Source organism: Euzebyales bacterium, from assembly GCA_035461305.1.
Lineage (GTDB): Bacteria > Actinomycetota > Nitriliruptoria > Euzebyales > JAHELV01 > JAHELV01.
Genome location: DATHVN010000050.1, coordinates 53786 through 75501, shown reverse-complemented (window position 1 = coordinate 75501; position 21716 = coordinate 53786). Strand labels below are relative to the sequence as shown.

At 71.8% G+C, this 21716-nt stretch carries 20 protein-coding genes and 1 pseudogene; 5 read left to right on the top strand and 16 right to left on the bottom strand.

What is annotated here, in order from left to right; all coding sequences use genetic code 11:
* Window positions 1-449: 449 nt before the first annotated feature.
* Entirely contained in the window at window positions 450-1130 is a 681-nt protein-coding gene (locus VK923_04930; GenBank protein HSJ44011.1) for a hypothetical protein, read from the top strand.
* A gap of 4 nt (window positions 1131-1134) precedes the next feature.
* On the top strand, window positions 1135-2487 hold the full coding sequence (locus VK923_04925; GenBank protein HSJ44010.1) for a 1-acyl-sn-glycerol-3-phosphate acyltransferase: 1353 nt from the start codon (window positions 1135-1137) through the stop codon (window positions 2485-2487).
* A gap of 146 nt (window positions 2488-2633) precedes the next feature.
* On the opposite strand, the gene pucD is transcribed toward VK923_04925, so the two are convergent.
* From pucD to VK923_04900, 5 genes are all read right to left on the bottom strand, one after another.
* Complete coding sequence (pucD, locus tag VK923_04920; protein HSJ44009.1) at window positions 2634-4934, bottom strand: xanthine dehydrogenase subunit D; 2301 nt, start codon at window positions 4932-4934, stop codon at window positions 2634-2636.
* Window positions 4927-5430: a (2Fe-2S)-binding protein gene (locus tag VK923_04915; GenBank protein HSJ44008.1), complete on the bottom strand. Its 504-nt coding sequence runs from the start codon at window positions 5428-5430 to the stop codon at window positions 4927-4929. The genes pucD and VK923_04915 overlap by 8 nt, the downstream gene beginning before the upstream one ends.
* A gap of 13 nt (window positions 5431-5443) precedes the next feature.
* Window positions 5444-6310: an FAD binding domain-containing protein gene (locus VK923_04910; GenBank protein ID HSJ44007.1), complete on the bottom strand. Its 867-nt coding sequence runs from the start codon at window positions 6308-6310 to the stop codon at window positions 5444-5446.
* Window positions 6311-6741: 431 nt separating this feature from the next.
* Complete coding sequence (locus VK923_04905; GenBank protein HSJ44006.1) at window positions 6742-7857, bottom strand: CHAD domain-containing protein; 1116 nt, start codon at window positions 7855-7857, stop codon at window positions 6742-6744.
* Window positions 7858-7946: 89 nt separating this feature from the next.
* A complete protein-coding gene (locus VK923_04900; GenBank protein HSJ44005.1) occupies window positions 7947-9092 on the bottom strand; it encodes a threonine synthase in 1146 nt (381 codons plus the stop codon).
* Here VK923_04900 and VK923_04895 point away from each other — a divergent pair.
* Window positions 9075-9626, top strand: coding sequence for a Gfo/Idh/MocA family oxidoreductase (locus VK923_04895; protein HSJ44004.1), 552 nt, complete (start codon window positions 9075-9077; stop codon window positions 9624-9626). The genes VK923_04900 and VK923_04895 overlap by 18 nt on opposite strands.
* Window positions 9614-9874: a hypothetical protein gene (locus VK923_04890; GenBank protein ID HSJ44003.1), complete on the top strand. Its 261-nt coding sequence runs from the start codon at window positions 9614-9616 to the stop codon at window positions 9872-9874. Before VK923_04895 ends, VK923_04890 begins: the two co-directional genes overlap by 13 nt.
* A gap of 464 nt (window positions 9875-10338) precedes the next feature.
* Here VK923_04890 and VK923_04885 read toward each other — a convergent pair whose 3' ends face one another.
* Window positions 10339-10773, bottom strand: a complete 435-nt coding sequence (locus VK923_04885; GenBank protein HSJ44002.1) for a hypothetical protein — start codon at window positions 10771-10773, stop codon at window positions 10339-10341.
* A 343-nt stretch (window positions 10774-11116) separates the two neighbouring features.
* On the opposite strand from VK923_04885, the pseudogene VK923_04880 reads away from it, so the two are divergent.
* Window positions 11117-11707: pseudogene (locus tag VK923_04880) on the top strand (XRE family transcriptional regulator).
* 51 nt (window positions 11708-11758) lie between these two features.
* On the opposite strand, the gene VK923_04875 reads toward VK923_04880, so the two are convergent.
* The 10 genes from VK923_04875 to VK923_04830 all read right to left on the bottom strand — a co-directional run bounded on the left by VK923_04875 (window position 11759) and on the right by VK923_04830 (window position 21711).
* The gene (locus VK923_04875) at window positions 11759-12460 is read right to left on the bottom strand and encodes an SDR family oxidoreductase (protein ID HSJ44001.1); all 702 of its coding nucleotides are present in this window, start codon (window positions 12458-12460) and stop codon (window positions 11759-11761) included.
* Between the two features lie 10 nt (window positions 12461-12470).
* Window positions 12471-13373: a cupin domain-containing protein gene (locus VK923_04870; protein ID HSJ44000.1), complete on the bottom strand. Its 903-nt coding sequence runs from the start codon at window positions 13371-13373 to the stop codon at window positions 12471-12473.
* Between the two features lie 13 nt (window positions 13374-13386).
* Complete coding sequence (locus VK923_04865; GenBank protein HSJ43999.1) at window positions 13387-14754, bottom strand: amidohydrolase family protein; 1368 nt, start codon at window positions 14752-14754, stop codon at window positions 13387-13389.
* 362 nt (window positions 14755-15116) lie between these two features.
* Window positions 15117-16004, bottom strand: a complete 888-nt coding sequence (locus tag VK923_04860) for a DMT family transporter (protein HSJ43998.1) — start codon at window positions 16002-16004, stop codon at window positions 15117-15119.
* A 136-nt stretch (window positions 16005-16140) separates the two neighbouring features.
* Complete coding sequence (locus tag VK923_04855; protein HSJ43997.1) at window positions 16141-17184, bottom strand: aldehyde dehydrogenase family protein; 1044 nt, start codon at window positions 17182-17184, stop codon at window positions 16141-16143.
* Window positions 17181-17303, bottom strand: coding sequence for a hypothetical protein (locus VK923_04850; GenBank protein HSJ43996.1), 123 nt, complete (start codon window positions 17301-17303; stop codon window positions 17181-17183). Before VK923_04850 ends, VK923_04855 begins: the two co-directional genes overlap by 4 nt.
* A complete protein-coding gene (locus VK923_04845; GenBank protein HSJ43995.1) occupies window positions 17303-18274 on the bottom strand; it encodes an alpha-ketoacid dehydrogenase subunit beta in 972 nt (323 codons plus the stop codon). The genes VK923_04850 and VK923_04845 overlap by 1 nt, the downstream gene beginning before the upstream one ends.
* Window positions 18262-19299, bottom strand: coding sequence for a thiamine pyrophosphate-dependent dehydrogenase E1 component subunit alpha (locus VK923_04840; protein HSJ43994.1), 1038 nt, complete (start codon window positions 19297-19299; stop codon window positions 18262-18264). The genes VK923_04845 and VK923_04840 overlap by 13 nt, the downstream gene beginning before the upstream one ends.
* Before the next feature lie 90 nt (window positions 19300-19389).
* Window positions 19390-20640, bottom strand: coding sequence for a Xaa-Pro peptidase family protein (locus VK923_04835; protein HSJ43993.1), 1251 nt, complete (start codon window positions 20638-20640; stop codon window positions 19390-19392).
* Window positions 20641-20700: 60 nt separating this feature from the next.
* Entirely contained in the window at window positions 20701-21711 is a 1011-nt protein-coding gene (locus tag VK923_04830; protein ID HSJ43992.1) for a LacI family DNA-binding transcriptional regulator, read from the bottom strand.
* Window positions 21712-21716: the final 5 nt, after the last annotated feature.

Here is a 21716-nt window from a genome sequence, read left to right as displayed (position 1 = left end):
GACCAGGCCGGCCGTGATGATCCCGCCACGGCAGTAGACATCGCGGTCCCCCGGCGACGGTGCGACGTCGCCGATGGCGACGATCCGGCCGTCGGCGAACGCGACGTCACCCGGCCACCGGGCGCCGCGCAGGACAGTGCGTGCTGCGGATCCACTCATGACCAGACAGCGTAACCAGCCGCAGCGGGCAGGCCCAGCGGCACCTCGTGCGCCCAGCGGTCGGGCCACGGACGGCGACATGCACGCAGCGACGACGCCCGGCAAGGCACACGTCACGGCTCCGGGAACCGTGACACCCCGAAGGATCACAACGCTCCCCGGAGCCTGACGGTGCCCTCCGTGCGTCCCTCTGACCAGACGATGCACCAGACATGCGCGGTACGCACCGTTTGGCTGATATCCCCAGGACTTGTTCACGAACGATTGACTCCGGTTAGCCTGACGGCGCCATGCGGATCCCCAGGCGCGTCGCGGCCATCCTGCCGACCACCACGGTCGGCGAGCCACCGCTGGGCGCCGCCGACTGCGAGCGGATCCGCAGCGGGTACATCGGCCAGCCGGCGAACGCGCTGAGCGCCGCCTGGCTCACCGTGAGCGGCGGGTGGATCGCCTGGCGCCACCGCCACCACGACCACGCCGCGCTCGTCGGTGCCATCGTCGCCGCCGCGGGCGTCGGCAGCGTCGCCTACCACGGCCCGGGCGGACGGCTGTCGGGATGGGCGCACGACGCGACGATCAGCGCCATGCTCGGCGTGATCGGCCTCGAGGACGTCATCGAGGTCCGGCCCGACCTCGCACCCGTCGCGACGCCGGTCTACGCCGCCGCCATGGCGGCCGTCGGAACACTCCTGGCGGTGCGCCCCGACACCATCCGCGCCGTATCGGGGCTGCTCGCCGGCACTGCGCTGGTCGCCGAGGTTTCGGCCCGCCGTCTGGCACGCGGCGGCGCCGGACGGGCCCACCGCCTCGCCGAGGCACTCATGGCGGGCGCGCTGGTGGCCTACGTGGCCGGTCGAACCAGGGCTCCCACCTGCCGCCCCAACAGCTGGATCCAGCTGCACGGGCTGTGGCACACGCTCAGCGGTGCGGCGATGGCGGCGTGGGCTGACGCCTGCCTCGGCGAGGACTGAGCGCATGGCCGGCCGCCCCATGGTCGACCAGGCGCTCGACGCGCTGGCGTGGCTGGTCAGCCGCGGGTTGTTCCGCACCGTCGACGTGACGGGCGCTGCCCGCATCCGCTACGACGGCCCGCGCATCGTGGTGGCCAACCACTCCAACGGCCTGGTGGACGCGGTGTTGCTGGCCGTGATCGTGCGCGGCCTGCCGCGCTTCGTCGCGAAGGCGACGCTGTGGCGCTCCATGCTGCTGCGCCCGCTGCTCGCCCTGGCGGGCCTGGTCCCCGTCAGCCGGCCGGAGGACCACGGCGGCACGGTCGACAACGCAGCGATGTTCGGCCGTGCCCTCGACGTGCTCAGACGCGGCGGCACCATCGCGATCTTCCCCGAGGGCACGACGCACGACCACCTCGAGCTGCAGCGCGTGCGGACAGGGGCTGCGCGCATCGCCCTGGCCGCCCACGACGGGGGCGTCGAGCGGGTCGCGATCGTGCCGATCGGGCTAACGTTCGACGACAAGCTGGCATTGCGGTCCCGGGTCCTGGCGCGCGTCGGGCAGCCCATCGACCTGGACCGGTGGGTCGCGCGCCATGCTGCGCCGAGCCCCGTGGGTGGCACAGTCGGCAGCGCGTCCGACGACCACACCATGGCGCGCGCGCTGACCGAGGCCGTCCGCCGGCGCCTGACTGAGACCACGCCGCGTTACACCGACGTGCTCGACCGGGCCATGCTCAACCGCGCCGCCGACGTCCGGCTGCGGACGGACCTCGAGCGCCCCGACGAGATCGTGTCGCTCACCTCCCGCGAGGGGCTCGCCCAGGCCATCGCCGACGCACCCGACACCGCGCGGCGCGACGTGCTCGATGCGCTCGGCACCTACCAGGTCCAGCTCGACCTGCTGCGGCTGCGTGACGAGCAGCTGGTGCCGCGGGTCAGCGCCACCTGGCTGCTGCGACGTGCGCTGGCGCTGACCGCGTACCTCGTGGTGCTCGGCGTCGTGATGGTGTTTGGTGTCGTGGTCAACGTGACGCCGACGCTGCTGACGGCGCTCGCGGGCCGGCGGCCGGCCGCACCCGTGACCAAGGGCACCGTCCGCGTGCTGACCACGCTGCTGGTGTTCCCGCTGACGTGGATCGTGCTGGCGATCATCGCGCCGGTCACCGGATTCCTGCCGACGTTCGCGCTCGTCATCGCCTGCCCGATCGCGGGCGGCGTCGCCGTCGGTGGCCTGGAACGGGCCGTCGCGCTGGTCCGCGCGTGGACAGGGTGGCTGGGTCTGCGCAACGCGCGCGGCCTGCTCGACCGCATCCACGCCACCCGGCGCCGCGTCTGCGAGGCGGTCGACATCGCCGCCGCCCAGCGCCTCGGCTAACCGCCACCGCACGAGCTTCTGGGGACACGACGGCGCCGGCGTTGGGGGACGTCCCCGCGGGGCCGCACCGCCACTCGTTGTGGGGACGTGAGGGCGAGCCGGCGTTGGGGGACGTCCCACGACCCGTGCACCGCCGCCGAGGGCGATCAGGCGAGGGCGATGTCGTCCGGGCGGACCGGCACGCGGCGCAAGTCGATGCCCGTCGCGGCGCGGATCGCCGCCACCACGGCCGGCGTCGACGAGATGGTCGGCGGCTCGCCCACCCCCTTCGCGCCGAACGGCGCACCGGGCTCGGGCTGCTCGATCAGCGTCGCGTCCACGACGGGCATGTCCAGCGCCGTCGGGATGAGGTAATCGGTGAACGAGGGGTTCCTGATGCGCCCTCCGTCGAGCACGATCTCCTCCATCACCGCCAGGCCCACGCCCTGGGCGATGCCGCCCTCGATCTGACCGATGACCTGGCGTGGGTTGAGCGCCCGGCCGACGTCCTGGCCGGTCGTGATCTGGTGGACGCGCACGAGCCCGAGCTCGGGGTCGACATCAACGACCGCACGGTGCGCGGCGAACACGAACGACACGTGCGCGTCGCCCTGCCCGTCCTCGTCGAGGGGCTCTGTGTTGGCATGATGGAACTCGTGCGTGGCCTCGACCGGTTCGTCGCCGATGGCCTCCGCCAGCGGCACCACCCAGCCCTGATCGACGTGGTGGATGCCGTGGGCGTCGAGCCGCAGCACCTCCCTGCGGGCACCCGCAAGCGCGACGCCGCGGCGCTCGGCGACGCGCTCGTACACCGCCCGGCGCACATCGTCGCACGCGCCCTGCACCGCTCCCCCGCTCATCCACGTCTGCCGTGACGCGCTGGTCGAGCCCGCCGAGCCAATCACCGTGTCGGCCGGCCGCAGCTGCACCCGCTGCACACCGAGCTCCGACCGCACGATCTGCTGCGCCAGCGTCACGAAGCCCTGCCCCACCTCGGCCGCGGCGCTGTGCACGGTTGCGGTCACCTCGTCGTCAGGCCCGACCTCCACCCGCACCGACGCGGTCGAGAAGTCGTCGAAGCCCTCCGAGTACATGAGGTTCTTGAACCCGACGGCGATGCCCACCCCGCGCCGCACGTGCTCGGCGTCGGCGGTGCGTCCCGTGCCTCCCGGCAGCGTGACCGGTGCGACGTTGCCGTCGGCGTCCACGGTCGGCAGCGGCAGGTCGACCGCAGCGCGGATGCACTCGCGGACCGGCGCGACGCCGGTGATGCGCTGGCCCGTGATGATCCGGTCCCCCGGCTCGAGCGCGTTGCGCAGGCGCAGGTCCACCGGATCGATGTCGAGCGCGGCCGCGAGCTTGTCCATCTGCGCCTCGTGCGCGAAGCACACCTGCACCGAGCCGAAGCCGCGCATCGCGCCGCAGGGTGGGTTGTTCGTGCGCATCGCCCAGCCCTCGACGCGGGCGTGCGGCACGCGGTACGGCCCGGCCGCGAACGAGCACGCGTTTGAGATGACCGCGGTCGACGACGACGCGTAGGCGCCGCCGTCGAACCATAGCGACGCCTCGACCTTGACCAGGGAGCCGTCGCGGTCGGCGTGGTGGCGGTAGCGCATGCGCGCCGGGTGGCGGTGCACGTGGCCGAAGAACGACTCCTCGCGTGAGTAGAGCATCTTGACGGGTCGGCCGGTCCGCAGCGCCAGCAGGCACACGTGGACCTGCAGGCTGACGTCCTCGCGCGCACCGAACGCCCCGCCAACGCCCGACAGGGTCAGCCGGACCTGCTCGGGATCCAGTGCCAGGCATGCCGCCACCTGGTCGCGGTCGACGTGCAGCCACTGCGTCGAGATGTACAGATCGACCCCGCCGGCGCCATCGGGGATCGCGAGGCCGGACTCGGGTCCCATGAACGCCTGGTCCTGCATCCCGACCTCGTACTCACACTCGACGACCACGTCGCCGGTGACGTCGTCGGGAGAGCCGTGCACGATCCGAATGTGGCGGACGACGTTGCCGTCGGGGTGGATCGGATCGGCGTCGAGCGCGGCCTCGGCGTCGACCAGCGGCTCGACGGGGCCGTAGTCGACCACGATCGCCTCGGCCGCCCGCCGCGCCGTCTCGGGGTGGTCGGCGGCGACGGCCGCGACCGGTTCACCCTGGTAGCGCACGACATCGGCGGCGAAGACCGGCTGGTCGGCGTGCTCAAGCCCGAACGTCGGTGTGCCCGGCACGTCGGCCGCGGTGAGGACGACCTCGACCCCGTCGATCTGCTCGGCCGTCGACGTGTCGATGCCGTGGATCCGCGCCGACGGGTGCGGGCTGCGCAGCGTCCGGCCCCACAGCATGCCCTCGGCGAAGGCGTCGGACGAGAAGCCGAACCGACCTTGCACCTTGGGCACGCCATCGGGGCGGCCGGCGTCGGTCCCGACCCCGCCGCCGACGCCACGTGTCGTGGTGACGTCAGTCACCGGACCGCTCCCGCTGGACGGCGGCGACCGCCGCCAGGATGCGCCCGTAGCCCGTGCAGCGGCACAGGTTGCCGCTGATCGCCTCGCGCACTGTGGACTCGTCGGCGTCAGGCCGCCGGTCGAGCAGGTCGTGGATCGCGATGACCAGCCCCGGCGTGCAGAAGCCACACTGCACGGCGCCCTCGTCTAGGAACGCCCGCTGCACATCGGTCAGCCGGCCGCCGTCGCCGAGCCCCTCGACCGTGCGGATGTCGCTGTCGGTCGCGTCCGCCGCCAGCACGCAGCATGCGCACACCAGCACGTCGTCGAGCAGCACCGAGCACGAGCCGCACTCCCCCTGCTCGCAGGCGTTCTTGGCGCCCGGCAGGCCGAGGCGCTCACGCAGCACGTACAGCAGGCTCTCGCCGAGCCAGCCGGCCTGGACCGCGCGGTCCCGCCCGTTGATCCGCAGCCCGTACGACACCGACGCGTCGCCAACGGTGTCCAACTCGGTCATCGCCCCCTCCTCGTCACGATCCGGCCCCGTCGCCCGCTGTCATGTCCCGCAGCGCCCGCGCCAGCGCGCGCCTGGCAAGCACCCCGACGGCGTGCCGCCGGTACACCTCCGTACCCCGGTGGTCCGTGACGGGGCTGGCGGCGCCGGCCACCATCGCACCGAAGGTGTCAAGGTCGTCGGGAGCCATCGCCCCGGCGTCCCAGTCGATCGCGTCGGACGCGAACGCCTCGGCCTCGGCCGGTCGCATCGGACGCGGCGCCACAGAGCCAGTTCCAACCCGGACCCGGCGGCCGTCGGTGTCGGCCACCAACGCGAGGCAGACCGTCGAGATGGCCATCGCGTTGCGCGGACCGACCTTGAGAAACTGCTGCGGACCGGCGCACGCGTCGAAGCGGACGTGGCTGATCAGCTCGCCGGGCCGCCGGTCGGTCTGCTTGGGGCCGGTGATGAAGTCGTGCAGCGCCACGATGCGGCGCCCGTCGATGCCGTCGCATACGACCTCCGCATCCAGGGCGGCCAGCAGAGGCAGGGCGTCGCCGGCGGGGCTGGCGGTGCCGATGTTGCCGCCCACGGTGCCGGCGTTGCGGATCTGGGGCGACCCGACCGTGCGCGCTGCCGCGGCGAATGCCGGCAGAACGGTCGCCAGCTCGTCCTCGATCTGGCGGTACGTCGTCAGCGCGCCGAGGTCGAACCGGCCGTCCTCACGTCGCCATCCGCGGAGCTCCTCGACGCGCCGCAGCCCCACGATCCGTCGGGGGCGGCGATGGCCGAAGTTGACCTCGACCATCAGATCGGTCCCGCCGGCCAGCAGGTCAGCGTCGGGGGCGTCGGCCAACGCGTCGATGGCGTCGGCCAACGTCCGGGGGCGCGCGACGCTCACGGGCGCGGTCCCGGTCCACGGCCCGGCCACCTGCGGGGCGTTGGCTCCATGTGGCGCTCCCCTGGCTGTCGTGTGCGGACAACACCGTTGCGGCCCGCTCCGGCAGGCTCCCATCCGGGGCACGGGACGTCAACACCACCGGATCCCAGCGGCTGCCCGAACGTCTCGCGCAGCGACGCGAAAGCCGTGCTCCGGCTGTGCGCACCGGCAACAGCAGACGGCACCGGCCCTCACGACCATCCACACCGTGACGACATGCTGACCAGGCGTCGATCAACCACGGACGACGTCCCGCGGCACCGATGCCACAGGTCGATGACCGGCGCAACGACCGGGGCGTCCGGTCGCCACGCCGTCATTTGACCGCCTGGCGGGGCCGGCGTCGTGTCCGGGCCGCCGCGGTCCACGGGCACCGACGCCGGTGCGGCACGTCAGGTCGTGGCCGGCGCGACCCACCCGGCCGCGCGGATCGACGAGATCAGTCCGTCGCGGTCCATCCCCGACCGGCCCGGCACGTTCAGCTCACGCGCGATCGCGTACAGCTGTCGTGCCGACCGCTCCTCGAGGTCGTCGTCGGCCGGCGCGAGGTCGGCGATCTCCCCTGCGGCCCACTCGTCGCCGTGCTCCTGCCACGCAGACCAGTAGGCCACGACGCGGGTGGCGAATGCTCCGGCCTGCTCAGCGTACAGCCGCGGCCCCAGCCGCAGCGCCCGCTGCTGGAGGTCTTTGCGCACCGTCTCGACGACCGGCACGGTGGTCTCGACAGCCTCATCGCCGCCGAACTCATCGGGCTGGTCGCGCAGCACCGCGACGAGCACGGCGAGGTCGTGGTCGTCACCCAGCACATCGGACAGGTCGTGGAACCGGCCGATCAACGGCTGGAGCACGCTGGGCGCGGCGTCGCCGAGGAGGCGGAGGTGGTACCACGTGTACTTGGCGCGCTTGCGCCACTGGTGCAGCCGCTCGTCGGTCGGGTGGAACAGGCACTCACGAAGCCTCCTGCGTCCACGTCGGTAGGTCTTGGCAAGCCCGCCCTTCAGCACCTCGACGTCGTTGCTCAGCGGCCAGGCGTCGATCTGGTCACTACCCTCGACGATCAGCTCGCGGGCCGCCGCGATGCGCTCGTCGCCCTCGGCGACCGACTCGGACGCGGCCGATGCGCGCGCCGCCAGGCCGCCACGCACCTCGAGGAACGCGCCTCCGATGTCGCGGTCGTCGATCGAGCGGACGTCGGTGCCGGACGCGTGCAGCGCTGCCACGAGGTCGTCGAAGGTCTCCAGCAGCGCGTGGGCGTCGCGGATCGACGAGATCTGGCGGGCGGCGTCGCGGAACGTGACGTTGGCCGGCCGGTACGCCTCACCAAGGGACGGGCGGACCAGTCGGAGGAGCCCTCGCAGCTTCTTGCAGAACTTGCGGACCTCGTGCACTGCCTCCTCGACGTCGTCGCCGGGATCGTCGAGGAGCACGATGCACTCGTCGACCAGTTCGTGCGCGATCCGGCGGACCCCGATGGGCAGAGACTCGTCCCGATGCAGGCGGTAACTCATGCTCGTGTGCTACCCCCTCGCGTCCATCCGCGCACCGCTGCGCGGTTGCGGTGCGATGAACAGGAGATGGCCATGTACCAACGCCTCGCTCAACGGTACTTCAGACCGGTGCCCGTGTTGAACACGACCGTGTGCTCGTCGGGTCCGATCCACCCCTGCGCGACCAGCGTCTCATATGCTGCCCAGGCGGCGCCACCCTCAGGGCAGATATCCAGGCCGCTGCGCGCCGCCAACGCGCCGGTTGCCGCCCACATGCGGTGCTCGGCGACTGCGACGGCGGTGCCGCCTGTGGCCGCGAGCGCGCGCAGGCACAGGAACCCGCCGATCGGCGAGGGCACCCGCAGGCCGTAGGCTGACGTCGACGGCTGCGGCCACGGGTCGGTCGTGCTGGCGCCCCGCCGATGCGCGTCGACCACCGGACAGCAGCCCTCCGCCTGCACCGCGACGAGCCGCGGCCGGCGCCCGTCGACCCATCCCATCGCCTCGAGCTCGTCCCATGCCTTCCACATGCCGACCAGGCCCGTGCCGCCGCCGGTCGGATAGACCACGACGTCCGGCAGCGCGCCGTCGAACTGCTCGAACAGCTCGTAGCCCATCGTCTTCTTGCCCTCGACCCGGTACGGCTCCTTCATCGTCGACACGTCGACGTCGTCGGGCCGGCGCCGCTCCGCCAGGAACCGGCCGGCGTCGGCGATCGTGCCGTCGACCAGATCGACGTGGGCCCCGTAGTGCCGGCACTCGGCGATGAACGGCCGCGGCGTGTCGACGGGCATCGCGACCGCCACCGGCACGCCCGCCCGGGCGCCGTACGCGGCGAGGGCGCCCGCGGCGTTACCGGCCGAGGGCGCGATCAGCCGCTGCGCACCCCGCGCCACCGCGGCCGAGACCGCCAGGCTCATGCCGCGCGCCTTGAACGAGCCGGTCGGGTTGCGCGACTCGTCCTTGACCCAGACGCGCTCGGCGACCTCGACGACCGGCGTCCACCCCTCGTCAAGCGTGACCGCATCCGCGCGGTCGACCGGCAGCACGGGGTCATAGCGCCACAGCGAACCGACCTCTCTGACGATGTGGTCCGACGGTGCGCCGACGGGTAGCGCGACGTCGACGCGAAGCGGAAGGCCGCACCCATCGCACACCGTCGCCTGCACCGAGGCGTCATGCCAGCGACCACACGAGAAGCACGCCAACGTCGCCGTCCCTGCCACTGACGCGGTTGCCTGTGGACACACGGTCATCCTCCTCGGCGGTGGGGCCGATCGACGCCCGATGGCCCGGCGAGCCTACCGGCGCATACGCGTCGCCCCCGGCAGCGGACCACCGCACCATCCGACGCCGGATCGGAGACGCCCACCGATGGACGTCGACCAGATCCGCTGGGGATCCTCGGACCGGGTCGCATCGCCGCGAAGCTCGCAGGCGACCTCGCCATCGTCGACGGCGGCACGCTGCACGCCGTGGGCTCCCGCTCGCTCGAACGCGCCCGTGCCTTCGCCGACGTGCACGGCGCCGTCGCCGCGTACGGATCCTACGGCGACCTGCTCGACGATGCCGACGTCGACGCCGTCCACATCGCGACCCCCCACCGCCAGCACCATGCGCTGGCGACGGCCGCGATCGACCGGCGCAAGCACCTGCTGGTCGAGAAGACCTTCCCGTGCGCCCTCGCCGGGACCATCGAGGTCGTGGAGGCGGCACGGGCCGCGGGCACGTTCATCATGGAGGCCAGTGGACACGGTTCCACCCCGCCATCGCCCCGATGCGCGAACTGATCGCCGGTGGTGCGAGCGGCGAGGTCCGCGCGGTCCGTGCCGACCTGGGCATACACAACGCCGTCGACCGGAGGAGCCGCCTGTGGGATCTGGCGCAGGGCGACGGCGCCCTGCTCGACCTGGGCGTGTATCCGGTGTCGTTCGTGCAGTCGGTGCTCGGAGGGACGCCACGGTCAACGGTGACCGCGGGCCTGCTGGGACCTACCGGGGTCGACGCCGAGGCGGCGGGTGCTGTGGCATGGGGGTGACGCCCGCACCGGCTGGGCGCAGTGCTCGCTCACCAGCCCGCTGTCGCGCACGGCGGGGGTGTTCGGCACCGCCGGCTGGATCGAGGTCCCGGCGCCTTCTACCGGCCGGGCATGCTGCGGGTGCATCCGGTGCGCGATGACGGCTGCACCGACGGGTTCGAGACGGTCGAGGCGCCCCTCGACCCGCACGGGCTACTCCCACGAGATCGACGAGGTGGACCGGTGCCTCGCCGCCGGTGTGACCGAGAGCCCGGTGATACCGCTCGATGACACGGTCGCGGTCATGGCGGTGCTCGACGGCGCCCTGCGCCCCCTGGGGCGTGCACGTCGACGAGGCTGACGTCCCGCTCTAGCGGCCCCCGGGGCCTGGCAACCAGCCACGGCACACCGGCACGAGCTGCCACGCACCCCGCGCGTGGCAACCAGCCACGGCACACGGCACCGGCTGCCACCCGCCGCACCGTTCAGGTCACAACGAAGATCTCCATGCGGTTGCGCGACTCGGTCGCGCCACGGATCGGCGGGGCCGCCACCCGCAACTCCAGCCCGCCGCGGTTGCGCAGGTCGTCCACCGATGCCGGCAGCAGCCACACGAGCTGCCCGTCGACGACGACGGCAGCGTCGACGGTGGTGGACTCGGCGGAACCGGCGAGGGTCCGCGCCGCCGGCCAATGACCGCCGTGCCACCTCGGACGCACCGGCGCAGGACCATCCGGAGAACCGCTCTGTTGACGAACCCGGCGTCCACGGTCAGGACCGTTTGACTCGTCGACCTCGGCCCACGCGACCGCCGACGAAGTGGCGCCCTCGGGACAGAAGCGGTCGACACGCGTCAGCGCCATCTCGTTGAGGTGGATCGTCAGGCCACCGCGGGCGGACTGCGTGGCGGCGGTGCCCACGACAGCTGCCAGTCGACGGCGCGGCGCAGATCCGGTGTGATCCCAGCCGGCACCGACCCCGACGCGGCCGCGACGCTCGTGGCGACGGCGACTCACGGTGAGCTGAGGCGTGTCTTCGGTGTCGGTGCACGCGACGATGAGCACAGCGACACGAGCACCGGCCATCGGCTGCGCGTAGGGTCGGCACGTGTCCCCTCCCCGACCTCAGCGTCCGTCCGACCGTAGCCCACGACCGCTGCAGTCGTGGGCTGGGACGGGACGGTCACGCCGGGTGTTGCGCTACCGTTGGCCGGAACGTCACTGCTCCCGACGGTGGTGCAGCACGAGGAACGGCGACCAACCGATGGCTGACTCCCCCGACGTCGATGCCGCCCTGGCCGCGGTCTGGACCGACGTCAGCGAGGGGCTGCGGCATGCGCGTGTGACCAGGCAGATGACGGTGCGCACCTTGGCCGCGCGCATCGGGGTCTCGCCGAGTCTCATCTCCCAGATCGAAACGGCCAAGGTCCGGCCGTCGGTCAACACGCTGTACGCGCTGGCGGTCGAGCTGGGCCTGTCGGTCGACGAGCTGCTGTTCGGCGCCCAGCTCACCGGCCCGGCCGAGCCGCCCGGCATGGGGACGCACAACGTCTGCGTCCAGCGCGCCGGCGCCCGCGCGTCGGTCGAGCTGGCGCCGGGCGTCCTGTGGGAGCGCCTGACCGGCGCGTCCGAGGCCGGCGTCGATTTCCTCCAACTGGTGTACGCACCCGGCAGCGCCTCGGTGCCCGAGGGCACCCAGCACCGACACAAGGGCCGGGAGTGGGGCTACGTCGTCAGCGGCACACTGCGCGTCGAGGTCGGCGACGAGGTCACCGACCTGTGCGTAGGCGACTCGATCGCCTTCGCGTCGACGACCGTCCACCGCTTGTCAAACCCCGGGACCGAACCGGCGCAGGCCGTCTGGTTCATCCTCGGCCGGAACGACGAGACGCCCGACGGCGCGGGCCTACATCAGCAGCCAGCCGCCGTCGATGTTGACGTTGGCCCCGGTCATGGACCGGTTCTCGAGCAGAAAGACCGTGGCGTGCACGACGTCGGCCATGGTGACCAGGCGACCGAGCGGGGTGCGTGAGCGGAAGCCCTCGAGCACCGCGGCGGGCTTGTCCTTCCAGTAGGGGCTGTCGCCCACGATCGCGGGATGCAGAGCGTTGACCCGGATCGGCGCCAGCTCGACCGCGAGCGTGTGGACCATGGTCGTGATGCCACCGTTGACGGTCGTGACCGTCGTCGACCCCGGGTAGGGCCGGCTCTTGGCAAGCCCGCCGAACAGCACGATGGAGCTGTCGTGATCCAGGCGGTCCACCAGGGCGTGGATGACCTCGGCGTACCCGACCAGCTTCAGCGTCGTGAGGTGGGTCGCGCGTGCGACGTCGAAACTGCGCACGGTGTTCTCGTCGCGGTCGATCGCGCTCATCACCAGAAGCGCCACCGGTCCGATCTCCGCGAGGCGCTCGCCGATCCGGTCCGTCTCGACCAGATCAAGCACGATCCCCGTCGTCTCGCCCCCCACCGCGGTCGCGGCGTCGTTGGCGCGATCCGCGTCGCGGCTCGTCACGACGACCCGCCGCCCCGCGTCTGCGTAGTGCCGCGCAACCTCCATGCCCAGCCCGGAGCTGCCGCCGATCACGACCACTGCTGCGTCGGTCATCGTCCGTTCCTCATCCGTCTGCGCCACCGCCGAGCGCCTCGGTCAGGTACGTCCAGTCACGGGCGAACCGGTACGAGTGGCGCCCCGGCGGTTGCGGAGCCTGGGTCTCGAGCCAACGCACCGGGCCGTCGCCGGGGTTCGAGAACGCGTGGGGACAGCCCACGCCGGCGACCGCGATGTCGCCCACCGTCATGCGGTACGGCTCGCCGTCGAACTCGGCGTCGACCTCGCCCTCGAGGATCATGTAGGCCTCCTCGAGGGGGTGGTCGTGGGGCCCTGTGAACCCGCGGGGTACGTACTGCACCATGAACATCGTCGACAGATCGGCGCCGAGGTCGGAGTCCACCATCATCTTGACCGTGATGCCGCTGTAGACCAGCAGCGCCGTGCGCATGCTCGCCGTGACGGCCAGGTGCTCCTGGGTCTGCTTGTCGACCTCCATGTTCTCTGGCGACACGTGGCCGATCGAGCGTGTGCGCGGATCACGGACGTCGGGGCGCAGCGGGGTTGCGCGTTCCCTGTCGGGCACCACGAACGTGTGGCGCCTGTCCGCCCGAGGCTGCGGGGCGGACATCTCGGCCCACCGCGCTGGTGCGTCGCCGACGTTGCGCCACGCGTGTGGCGCGCCGACGCCGACGACGCCGTAGTCGCCCGGCTCGAGCAGGAACCCGCCCTCGTCGGTGTCGCACACGACCTGGCCGTCGACGATGTAGAAGCTCTCCTCGAACGAGCGGACGTGCCAGTCGACCTGCCCGCCGGGCTCGAGCTCGCACACCGAGAACCGCATGTGCACCGACGGGCTGTGCTCGTCGATCGCCGCCCAGCGCCGGAACCCCGAGCAGTGCCCCGCGAGCTCGGCGGGGACGACGTAGTCGGCATCGGCCGGACCGACGACCAGATGGTTGCGCGTCATCGAGGCCTGCCGATCAGCGTTCGACAGCGGTCCACGTGGGCTGCCGTGGGACACGGCTGACCAGGTAGTCACGGGACTCGTTGACCTTGCGGCGGGCCGTGTCCACGTCGCCGACGAGCGCACCGTCGCGCTTGCGGACCACACCGCCGATGATGACGTCACGGACGTTCGACACGTCGGCGCACAGCGCCACCGTCGCGTACGGGTCGAACAGTGGCGTCGTGTTGATGGCGGTGCCATCGATCACGACGACGTCGGCCTGCTTGCCGACGGTCAGCGAACCGGTGCGGTCCTCGACCTGCGCCACGTGTGCGCCGTTGATCGTGGCCATCTCGACCATGTTGCGGGCCGTGACCGTCGACTCGGGGATCGGCACGGCGTCCTTCCACGCCACCGCGTTGACCTGCACCCGCTCACCGGCGAACGCGGCGCGCATCTGCGTGAAGAGGTCCCCCGGAGTGGTCGTGACCACGTCGACGGACAGGCCCGGTCGGAGCCCGTGCTGATAGCACGTGCCGGTGGGCGGCCACCCGTGACCCATCGTCATCTCGACCTGCGGCGCAATCGAGACCGTGCCGCCGCTGTCGGCGACCATCCTCCACTCCTCCTCGCTCAGGTAGCACGAGTGGATGTACGTCGTGCCCTCGTACAGCAGGTCCAGTTGCGCGAGGTGCTTGACCATCCCGAACCGACCGGCGCTCGCCATCGCGACGTGCACAGTGACCGGAAGGTTCAGTTCCCGCGCCAGGTGCCACTCTGCGCGGACGACGTCGTCGACGCAGAAGGTGGGGCCTCGGGTCGCCAGGGCCATTGTCAGCAGGCCGTCATCAGAGGAGAAGTATGTGTCGCGGATGCGGCGGACATCGTCGGCAGGTACCGCGATCGTGCTGCCGTTCCAGTAGTCGTTCATCGACGTGTTCGCACTGCCGTAGGCGTATTGCGCACGGATGCCCGTCTCCTTGAGGGCAGCGATGGCCGCGTCCGGGTGCTCGGGCGTGTTGTTGATGTGCGACCAGTCGACCAGCGTCGTGATGCCGGCGTTGAGGCACTCCAGCGACCCCGCCAGGTTGCTGTTGTAGACATCCTCAGCGCGGTAGTGGGGTGCGAACGAGTCGAGCACCGCGCCGAAGTAGTCGTCGAGCGTCGCGTCGGGCGCGCAGCCCCGGATCGCTGCCTCCCAGGTGTGGCGGTGGCTGTCGATGAAGCCGGGCATGACGATGCAGCCGGTGGCCTCGATGACCTCGGCCTCCTCGGCGCCGAGGTCGGGGCCGACGGCGGCGATCGCCCCGTCCTCGATCAGCACATCGGCCCTCGGCAGATCTCCAAGGTCAGGGTCCATCGTCATGACGAACCCGTCGCGCACCACGATCCGGTCACCCATGGTCGGCTCTCCTCCGGGGCTGCGCCCCTCAATGCATCCTCGGCAGCAGAGTAGTGCAGTGTCACTGAACAGGTCCAGTCCCAATGGCCGTGCCGACCCCTGTCCCGCCGCGCAGGCCACACCCTGGGGGGTCAACCCACCACAAGGAGGGCGCTGACTCCCCACAGAGGCGCCGCCGCGCGCTCCGGCGAGGCGAACGCCCACCATCAGCGGCTCGCCACCGACGCGCCGCCGCGCGCTCCGGCGAGGCGAACGCCCACCATCCGCGCAGCGGCTCCCCGCAGACGCGCCGCCGCGCGCTCCGGGGAGGCGTGCGCCCGTCATCGGCGCACGGCTCCCCGGAAGGCACGATCCCCGTCCGCTCAGCCGCCGAGCAGGAACGTCAATGCGCCGGAGAGCACGCACACCAGCCCGACCCACAGCAGCACGCCCCCTCGCTCCAGCGGGTCGCGTGACACCAGCGGCGAGACGATCGCGACGACCGGCGCCGACAGCTGCAGGACGGCGAGCACCACGGCGATCGGCGCGAGCTGGAACGCCGTCCACTGCCACCAGATCGACAGCGCGACCAGGGTGCCGGCCAGGGTCATCAGCGCCAGTGGCGGACGCTCCTGTGGACCGTGCCTGCGCCGCCGTACGACGGCCACCACCCCCCCGTAGGCGAGCGTGGTCGTGGCGATCCCGACCGTCACGCCGAGGATCGGCGAGGCGAAGCGGTCGAGCCCGACGCGGATCAGCAGCGGCGAGATCGACCAGCACAGGGCCGTCGCCAAGGCGAACACGAGCCCCGGCAGGGAGACCGCGGTGGGGCCGCCCGGCGCCCCGCGTGGCCGCAGCGAGATCGCGACGACGCCGGCGACCACGACGAGCAGCGCGACGAGGGTGCTCAGCGTCAACGGCTCGCCGAGGGCGACCACGGCGAGCACCGCACCGACCAGCGGGACCGATCCCAGCAGCGCCCCGGTCCGGGCCGCCCCGAGCCGCTGCTGGCTGAGCCCGAGGAATGTCCACCCCAGGAAGAAGTGCACGAACCCCGCCGACGCGAACAGCGCCAGCGCGAGCGGCGGCGCACCGCGCAGTTGGCCCGGGTCCTCGGTCAGCGCCGAGATCGCCACGAGCACAGCAGTGCTGACGGCCATCAGCCCGAATGTCGCCAGGTAGATGTCGGCGACGGCGTTGACCCGTCGGTTGACGACCTGGAACAGCCCGAAGCCGATGCCGGCGACCGCGCCGAGCGCCACCCCGCTCACGCGACGGCGGCGATCATCGTGGTCGCGGGTCGCGTGGCCTTCGGTGGTCGTCGGAGCTCACGGGGTGCGCACGCCCCCTGCCGCCGTGAGGGGGCGTTCGGCGGCAGGGAGCGGCGCTGGGCGCAGACCTCGTGCCTCACGAGTCCGCCGCGATGTACTTGGTCTCCAGGAACTGCAGCAGGCCGTCGTGGCCGCCCTCGCGGCCTACGCCGCCGCGGGCACTGACATGCGTCACCCCCGCCGCGCGCTCTCGCTGCGGTTCCTGCTTGACGCCGCCGAACGGCGCTGCACGGTCAGAGATGAACCCGCGGTCGAGCCCGACCATGCCGGTCTCAAGCGCCTCGGACACCCGCAGGCCACGGGCGAGGTCGCCGGTGTACAGACAGGTGGCCAGGCCGTCCTCGGTGGCGTTGGCCGCTACGACGGCCCCGTCCTCGTCGTCGAACGCCACGACCGGGACGACTGGGCCGAAGAACTCGTGATCCAGGATGTCGCTGTCGGGCGCGCCGTCGGCCAGCATGGTCGGCGCATAGAACCAGCCGCGGCGGTCGGGCACCTCGGCGCGGGCGCGCACCGCCGCACCGCCGCCGACCGCGGTGTCGACCAGCGGGGCGATGTCGTCGCGCGCGCCCTCGTTGACCATCGGCCCCACGTCGCTGTGGAGGTCGATGCCCGGGTCGACGAGCAGCGCGGCCATGCGCCGGGCGAACCGGACGGAGAAGTCGTCGGCGACGGGCGCTTCGACCAGGAAGCGGTTCGCGGCGATGCACGACTCCCCGGCGTTGCGCATCCTGGCGACCAGCGCACCTTCGACGGCGGCGACGAGGTCGGCGTCGGCGAAGGCCAGGAACGGCGCGTTGCCTCCCAGCTCCATCGAGCAGTCCAGGACGCGCGACGCCGCCTGCTTCAGCAGGATCCGCCCGACCTCCGTGGAGCCGGTGAACGACAGCTTGCGCGTCGCGGGGTGCGCAAGCATCGTATTGACCACCGGACCCGAGCGCCGCGCCGGCACCACGTTGACCACACCCGGGGGAACACCCGCCTCGGTGAGCAGGTCACCGACCGCCAGCGCCATCCGCGGCGTGTCCGACGCGGGCCTGAGCACCACCGTGCAGCCCGCCTCGAGCGCGGGGTCGATCTTGCGGGTGGCCATCGCGGCCGGGAAGTTCCACGGCGTCACCAACACAGCGACCCCGACGGCTGGCGGATCGCAATGATCCGATTGCCGCCCGACGGCGCCGTGGTCAGCTCCCCGCCGATCCGCAGCTCGGTGGGGACCGGCAGCGGAAGCGCAGTCATCACATGACCTTCCGCGTCGCCTCGACGATGCGGTCCACGGTGGGGATGGTCTGGTCCTCGAGGTCGTCCGCGCTGGGCAACGGGACGTGCGGTGTCGTGACCCGCGTCGGTGGCCCGTCGAGGTTCCAGAAGCACTCCCCGACGACGATCGACACAAGCTCGGCACCCCAGCCACACAGCCGCGGGTTCTCCTCGACGGTGACCAGCTTGCTGGTCTTCGACACCGACCCGCAGAGCGTCTGGGTGTCGAGCGGGACCAGGCTGCGCACATCGACGACCTCGGCGCTGATGCCCTCGCCGGCAAGCCGGTCGGCCGCCTCGACCGCGCGCGGGACCATCGCGGCCAGCGCGACGATGGTCACGTCGGTGCCCTCGCGCAGCACCTTGGCCGCGCCCAGCTCGTCGACGATCTCGCCGTCGGGGATCTCCCCCTTCGACGCGTACAGGCCCTTGTGTTCGAAGAAGATCACCGGGTCGTCATCGCGGATGGACGCCGCCAGCAGCCCGACCACGTCCACCGGCGTCGACGGCGCGACCACCTTCAGGCCGGGGATCATCATCGCCCAGTTCTCGATGCTCTGGGAGTGCTGGGCCCCGAACCGCAGACCCCCGCCGTTGGCGGTCTTGACGACCAGGGGCAGGGTGACCTGCCCTGCCGTCATGTAGCGGGTCTTGGCGATCTGGTTCGCGACGATGTCCCAGCAGGTGGCGAAGAAGTCCGAGAACATGATCTCGGCAACCGGCCGCAGGCCGGTCATGGCGGCTCCCATCACCGCGCCGGTGATCGCCTCCTCGGAGATCGGAGTGTCGCGCACGCGTCGGTCACCGAACTCCTCGACCAGCCCCGGCGTCGTCTTGAACACGCCGCCGGCGTCGGCGATGTCCTCGCCGATGAGGTACACGCGGTCGTCGCGGCGCATCTCCTGCGCCAGGCCGTACGCGACCGCGTCGCGGTAGCTCAGTTCCGCCATGCCGACCCTCCATCCGCCCACACGTCCGTGGTGATCACCGACGGGTCCGGCGGCGGCGCCGCCTGGGCCTGCTCTGTCGCATCGTCGACCTCGCTCGCCGCGTCGGCGTCGATGTTGTCAAGCGTCCACGCGTCGACCCCGTCGGAGATCAGCAGCTCCCGGTAGGCGGGGATCGGGTCCCGCGACAGCCACGAGTCGACCTCCTCCTGCGGCCGGTACTTGCCCGGGTCAGCGCGCGAGTGCCCTCCGTGGCGGTAGGTCTCGGCCTCGATCAGGGTCGGCCCGCCACCCTCACGGGCCCTGGTGAGGGCCTTGCCAACGTGCTCGTAGGTCACCTCGACGTTGTTGCCGTCGAGCAGGATCGAGTCCAGGCCGTACGCGGCGGCGCGGTCCGCTGCCGGGTGCGGCACAGCTGTGACCGACCCGATCGGCGTGTACTCCATGTACAGGTTGTTCTCGCAGACGAAGACCACCGGCAGCTGCCAGACCACCGCGAGGTTCAGGGCCTCGTGAAACGCACCGATGTTGGTCGCCCCGTCACCGAAGAAGCACACCGCCACCTGGCCGCTGCCGCGCACCTGCGCGGACCACGCCGCGCCCGCCGCGATCGGCAGGTGGGCGCCTACGATCGCGTAGGACCCCATCGCGCCGTGCTCGACACTGGTCAGGTGCATCGACCCGCCTTTGCCGCCGCAGATACCGTTGCTGCGGCCCATCAGCTCGCCGAGCAGCGCGGCCATCGAGGCGCCGCGCGCGAGCGTGTGGTTGTGCCCGCGGTAGGTGCAGAACGTCCAGTCGTCCGCCCGCATGGCGATGGCGGCACCGGCCGCGATGGCCTCCATGCCGATGCCCAGGTGCGAGGTGCCCTTGACCAGCCCGCGCATGAACAGCTTGTACGCGCGTTCCTCGAAGGCGCGCATCCGCACCATCAGCCGGTACAAGGCCAGACGCATCGTCTTGTCGGGGCGCTGTCCGACCTCGGTGATCATCCGTTCCTGGGGTGGTGTCGTGTCCGTGAACGTCATCGTCTCGCTCCGCTCGACCGCTGCATCCGCCGCGCCGCGCGGCTCCCTCGGGGGCGGGGAGCCGTCGGCGCAGGTCCTGTCCTGGCGTGCTCAGTACCTGTTGGTGATCACGAGCTCCTCGGCGGGGAACAGCGTCAGCAGCTTGGCCCCGTCGGCGGTGCAGACGACCTCCTCCTCGATCCGCGCGGCCGAATGGCCGTCGGTGGCCGGGCAGAAGGTCTCGAGCGCGAAGACCATGCCCTCCTGTAGCTCGATCGGGTGGTCCAGCGAGTTGAGCCGGCTGATGATTGGCGGCTCGTGGAGGCCGACGCCCACGCCGTGGCCGAACTGCAGGCCGAACGCCTCCATCTCGTCGGGGAACCCGAACTCGGGTGCCTCGGGCCAGGCCCTCGCGATCTCGTCGGTGGTGACGCCGGGCTTGACCAGCTCGATCGCGGCGTCGATCCATTCGCGCGCCTTCCGGTAGGCGTCGTGGTGGGCCGACGTCGCCCGCCCCACGGCGAACGTGCGGTAGTAGCAGGTCCGATAGCCGTTGAAGACATGGATGATGTCGAAGTAGGCCTGGTCGCCGGGGCGGATCAGCCGGTCGGAGTAGACGTGCGGGTGCGGGCTGCAGCGCTCGCCGGCGATCGAGTTGATCGCCTCGACGTGCTCGGACCCCATCTCGATCAGGCGCTTGGTGGCCAGCGCCACGATGTCGCTCTCGCGCAGGCCCGGCTTGAGCGCCTCGTAGATGTCCTGGTAGACGCCGTCGACCATCGCGCACGCCTGGCTGAGCAGCAGGATCTCGTCCGGGCTCTTGATCTGCCTTGCCGCCAGCATGGTCTGCTGGCCGTCGCGGACCGTGATCCCCTGGTCCTGGAGGGCCGCGAGGATCGGCATCTCGACGATGTCGACCCCCAGCGCCTCGTCGGCGACACCCTCGTCGACGAGCACCTGCTTGATCTCGCGTGCGGCGCGCTCCGGCAGGCCCGACCTCGGCGCGATCGCACCCTGCAGGCCCGTGTTGCCGCCGCGGCTGTGCTCGGGGTCGAGCCAGGGGCACTGCAGGCGGTGCGCCTTGGCGGCGGATCCGAAGTCCCAGATCCACGGTTCACCAGTGCGGGTCAGCAGCGAGTAGCGCTCCGCCTTGTTCCATGCCCAGTAGCCGATGTGCGTCCCGGTCAGATACCGGATGTTGGACGTCTCGAAGCACAGGACCGCCCCGAGGTCCGAGTTGTCCAGCGCCTCCCGGGCCCGTTCCAGGCGGTAGGAGCGGAGTCGATCGAAGTTGACCCGCTCCTCCCAGTCGACCGCCATGACCCCCGGGGCAGCGATGTCTGTCTGTGCGAACTCCGACATCCCAGTACCTCTGCAATCGATTGCTCCCTGTCCGCAGCCTAGGCCAGCGGGCCGTCCGCGTCAACGTTCGGGCGGCGGTCCCGCGGACTCCCGGACCAGCAGGACGGGCGCAGTCGACACCGACGTCTCCGCGCCGCTGGGCGCACGGATGTGCTCCATGGCCATCGCCCCGGCGAGCTGACCGATGTCATAGCCGGGAAGCCGGATCGCGGTCATCGCCGGCCGCGCGTGCGCCGCGTAGAAGTTGTCGTTGTAGCCGACCATCGACACGTCGTCGGGACACCACAGGCCGCGGTCGCGCAGCACCTCCAGCGCGCCGAGCGCGAGCAGGTCGTTCTGGGCGAACATGCCGGTGGGCAGCGGTCCGGGGAGGGCCAGCACGGCCCGCATCAGCCGCCGACCCTCGCCGACCGTCGGGTGGGTCGCCGTGACCGGTGGCTCGACCTCCTCGCACCGGGCCGCCGCCACCGCGGTCGAGAACCCGTGCCCACGGTGCAGGAACGGCGTGACGTCCGGTGGGCCCTTCAGCTGCAGCACGCGCCGGTGGCCGAGCTCGATCAGGTGCTGCGCCGCCAATCGCCCGCCTTCGGTGTCATCGTGGTCGACGGTCGGCAGGCCGCTGCCCGGCAGCGTGCGGACCGCGAGCACGATCGGCAGGCCCTGGTCGGCGAGCTCGCACACGGCCTCGCGGTCGGAGATGCGGGCCGCCGTCGTGATGACCGCGTCGACGCGGCGGCTCCACAGGTGGCGCAGCGTCCGTCGGAATCGGTCGTGGTCATCCTGGGTGTCGGCGACGAGGGGGAGGTAGCCGTGCTCGTCGAGCGCGTGCGCGACACCGCGCACGAACGGCGCGTACAGCGGGTTGCCGAGGTCGGGCACCACCACCCCGACCGTCTGGGTCTGACCGCGGCGCAGCTGGCTCGCGATGAGGTGCGGGCGGTAGCCGAGCTCCTCGGCGACCTGCACCACGCGTGTGCGCGTCGCCTCGCTGACGAGCGACGCCTTCGCCGGATCCAACGCGCGAGACACCGTCGAGACGTGCACCTGGGCGGCCTCGGCGACCTCCTGCAACGTCG

Bases quoted from the DNA above. Each gene is read 5' to 3' on its own strand.
- VK923_04930 (HSJ44011.1), top strand. From the start codon at position 450: ATGCGGATCCCCAGGCGCGTCGCGGCCATCCTGCCGACCACCACGGTC.
- VK923_04925 (HSJ44010.1), top strand. From the start codon at position 1,135: ATGGCCGGCCGCCCCATGGTCGACCAGGCGCTCGACGCGCTGGCGTGG.
- VK923_04915 (HSJ44008.1), bottom strand. From the start codon at position 5,430: ATGACCGAGTTGGACACCGTTGGCGACGCGTCGGTGTCGTACGGGCTG.
- VK923_04905 (HSJ44006.1), bottom strand. From the start codon at position 7,857: ATGAGTTACCGCCTGCATCGGGACGAGTCTCTGCCCATCGGGGTCCGC.
- VK923_04900 (HSJ44005.1), bottom strand. From the start codon at position 9,092: ATGACCGTGTGTCCACAGGCAACCGCGTCAGTGGCAGGGACGGCGACG.
- VK923_04890 (HSJ44003.1), top strand. From the start codon at position 9,614: ATGCGCGAACTGATCGCCGGTGGTGCGAGCGGCGAGGTCCGCGCGGTC.
- VK923_04875 (HSJ44001.1), bottom strand. From the start codon at position 12,460: ATGACCGACGCAGCAGTGGTCGTGATCGGCGGCAGCTCCGGGCTGGGC.
- VK923_04870 (HSJ44000.1), bottom strand. From the start codon at position 13,373: ATGACGCGCAACCATCTGGTCGTCGGTCCGGCCGATGCCGACTACGTC.
- VK923_04865 (HSJ43999.1), bottom strand. From the start codon at position 14,754: ATGGGTGACCGGATCGTGGTGCGCGACGGGTTCGTCATGACGATGGAC.
- VK923_04850 (HSJ43996.1), bottom strand. From the start codon at position 17,303: ATGACTGCGCTTCCGCTGCCGGTCCCCACCGAGCTGCGGATCGGCGGG.
- VK923_04845 (HSJ43995.1), bottom strand. From the start codon at position 18,274: ATGGCGGAACTGAGCTACCGCGACGCGGTCGCGTACGGCCTGGCGCAG.
- VK923_04840 (HSJ43994.1), bottom strand. From the start codon at position 19,299: ATGACGTTCACGGACACGACACCACCCCAGGAACGGATGATCACCGAG.
- VK923_04835 (HSJ43993.1), bottom strand. From the start codon at position 20,640: ATGTCGGAGTTCGCACAGACAGACATCGCTGCCCCGGGGGTCATGGCG.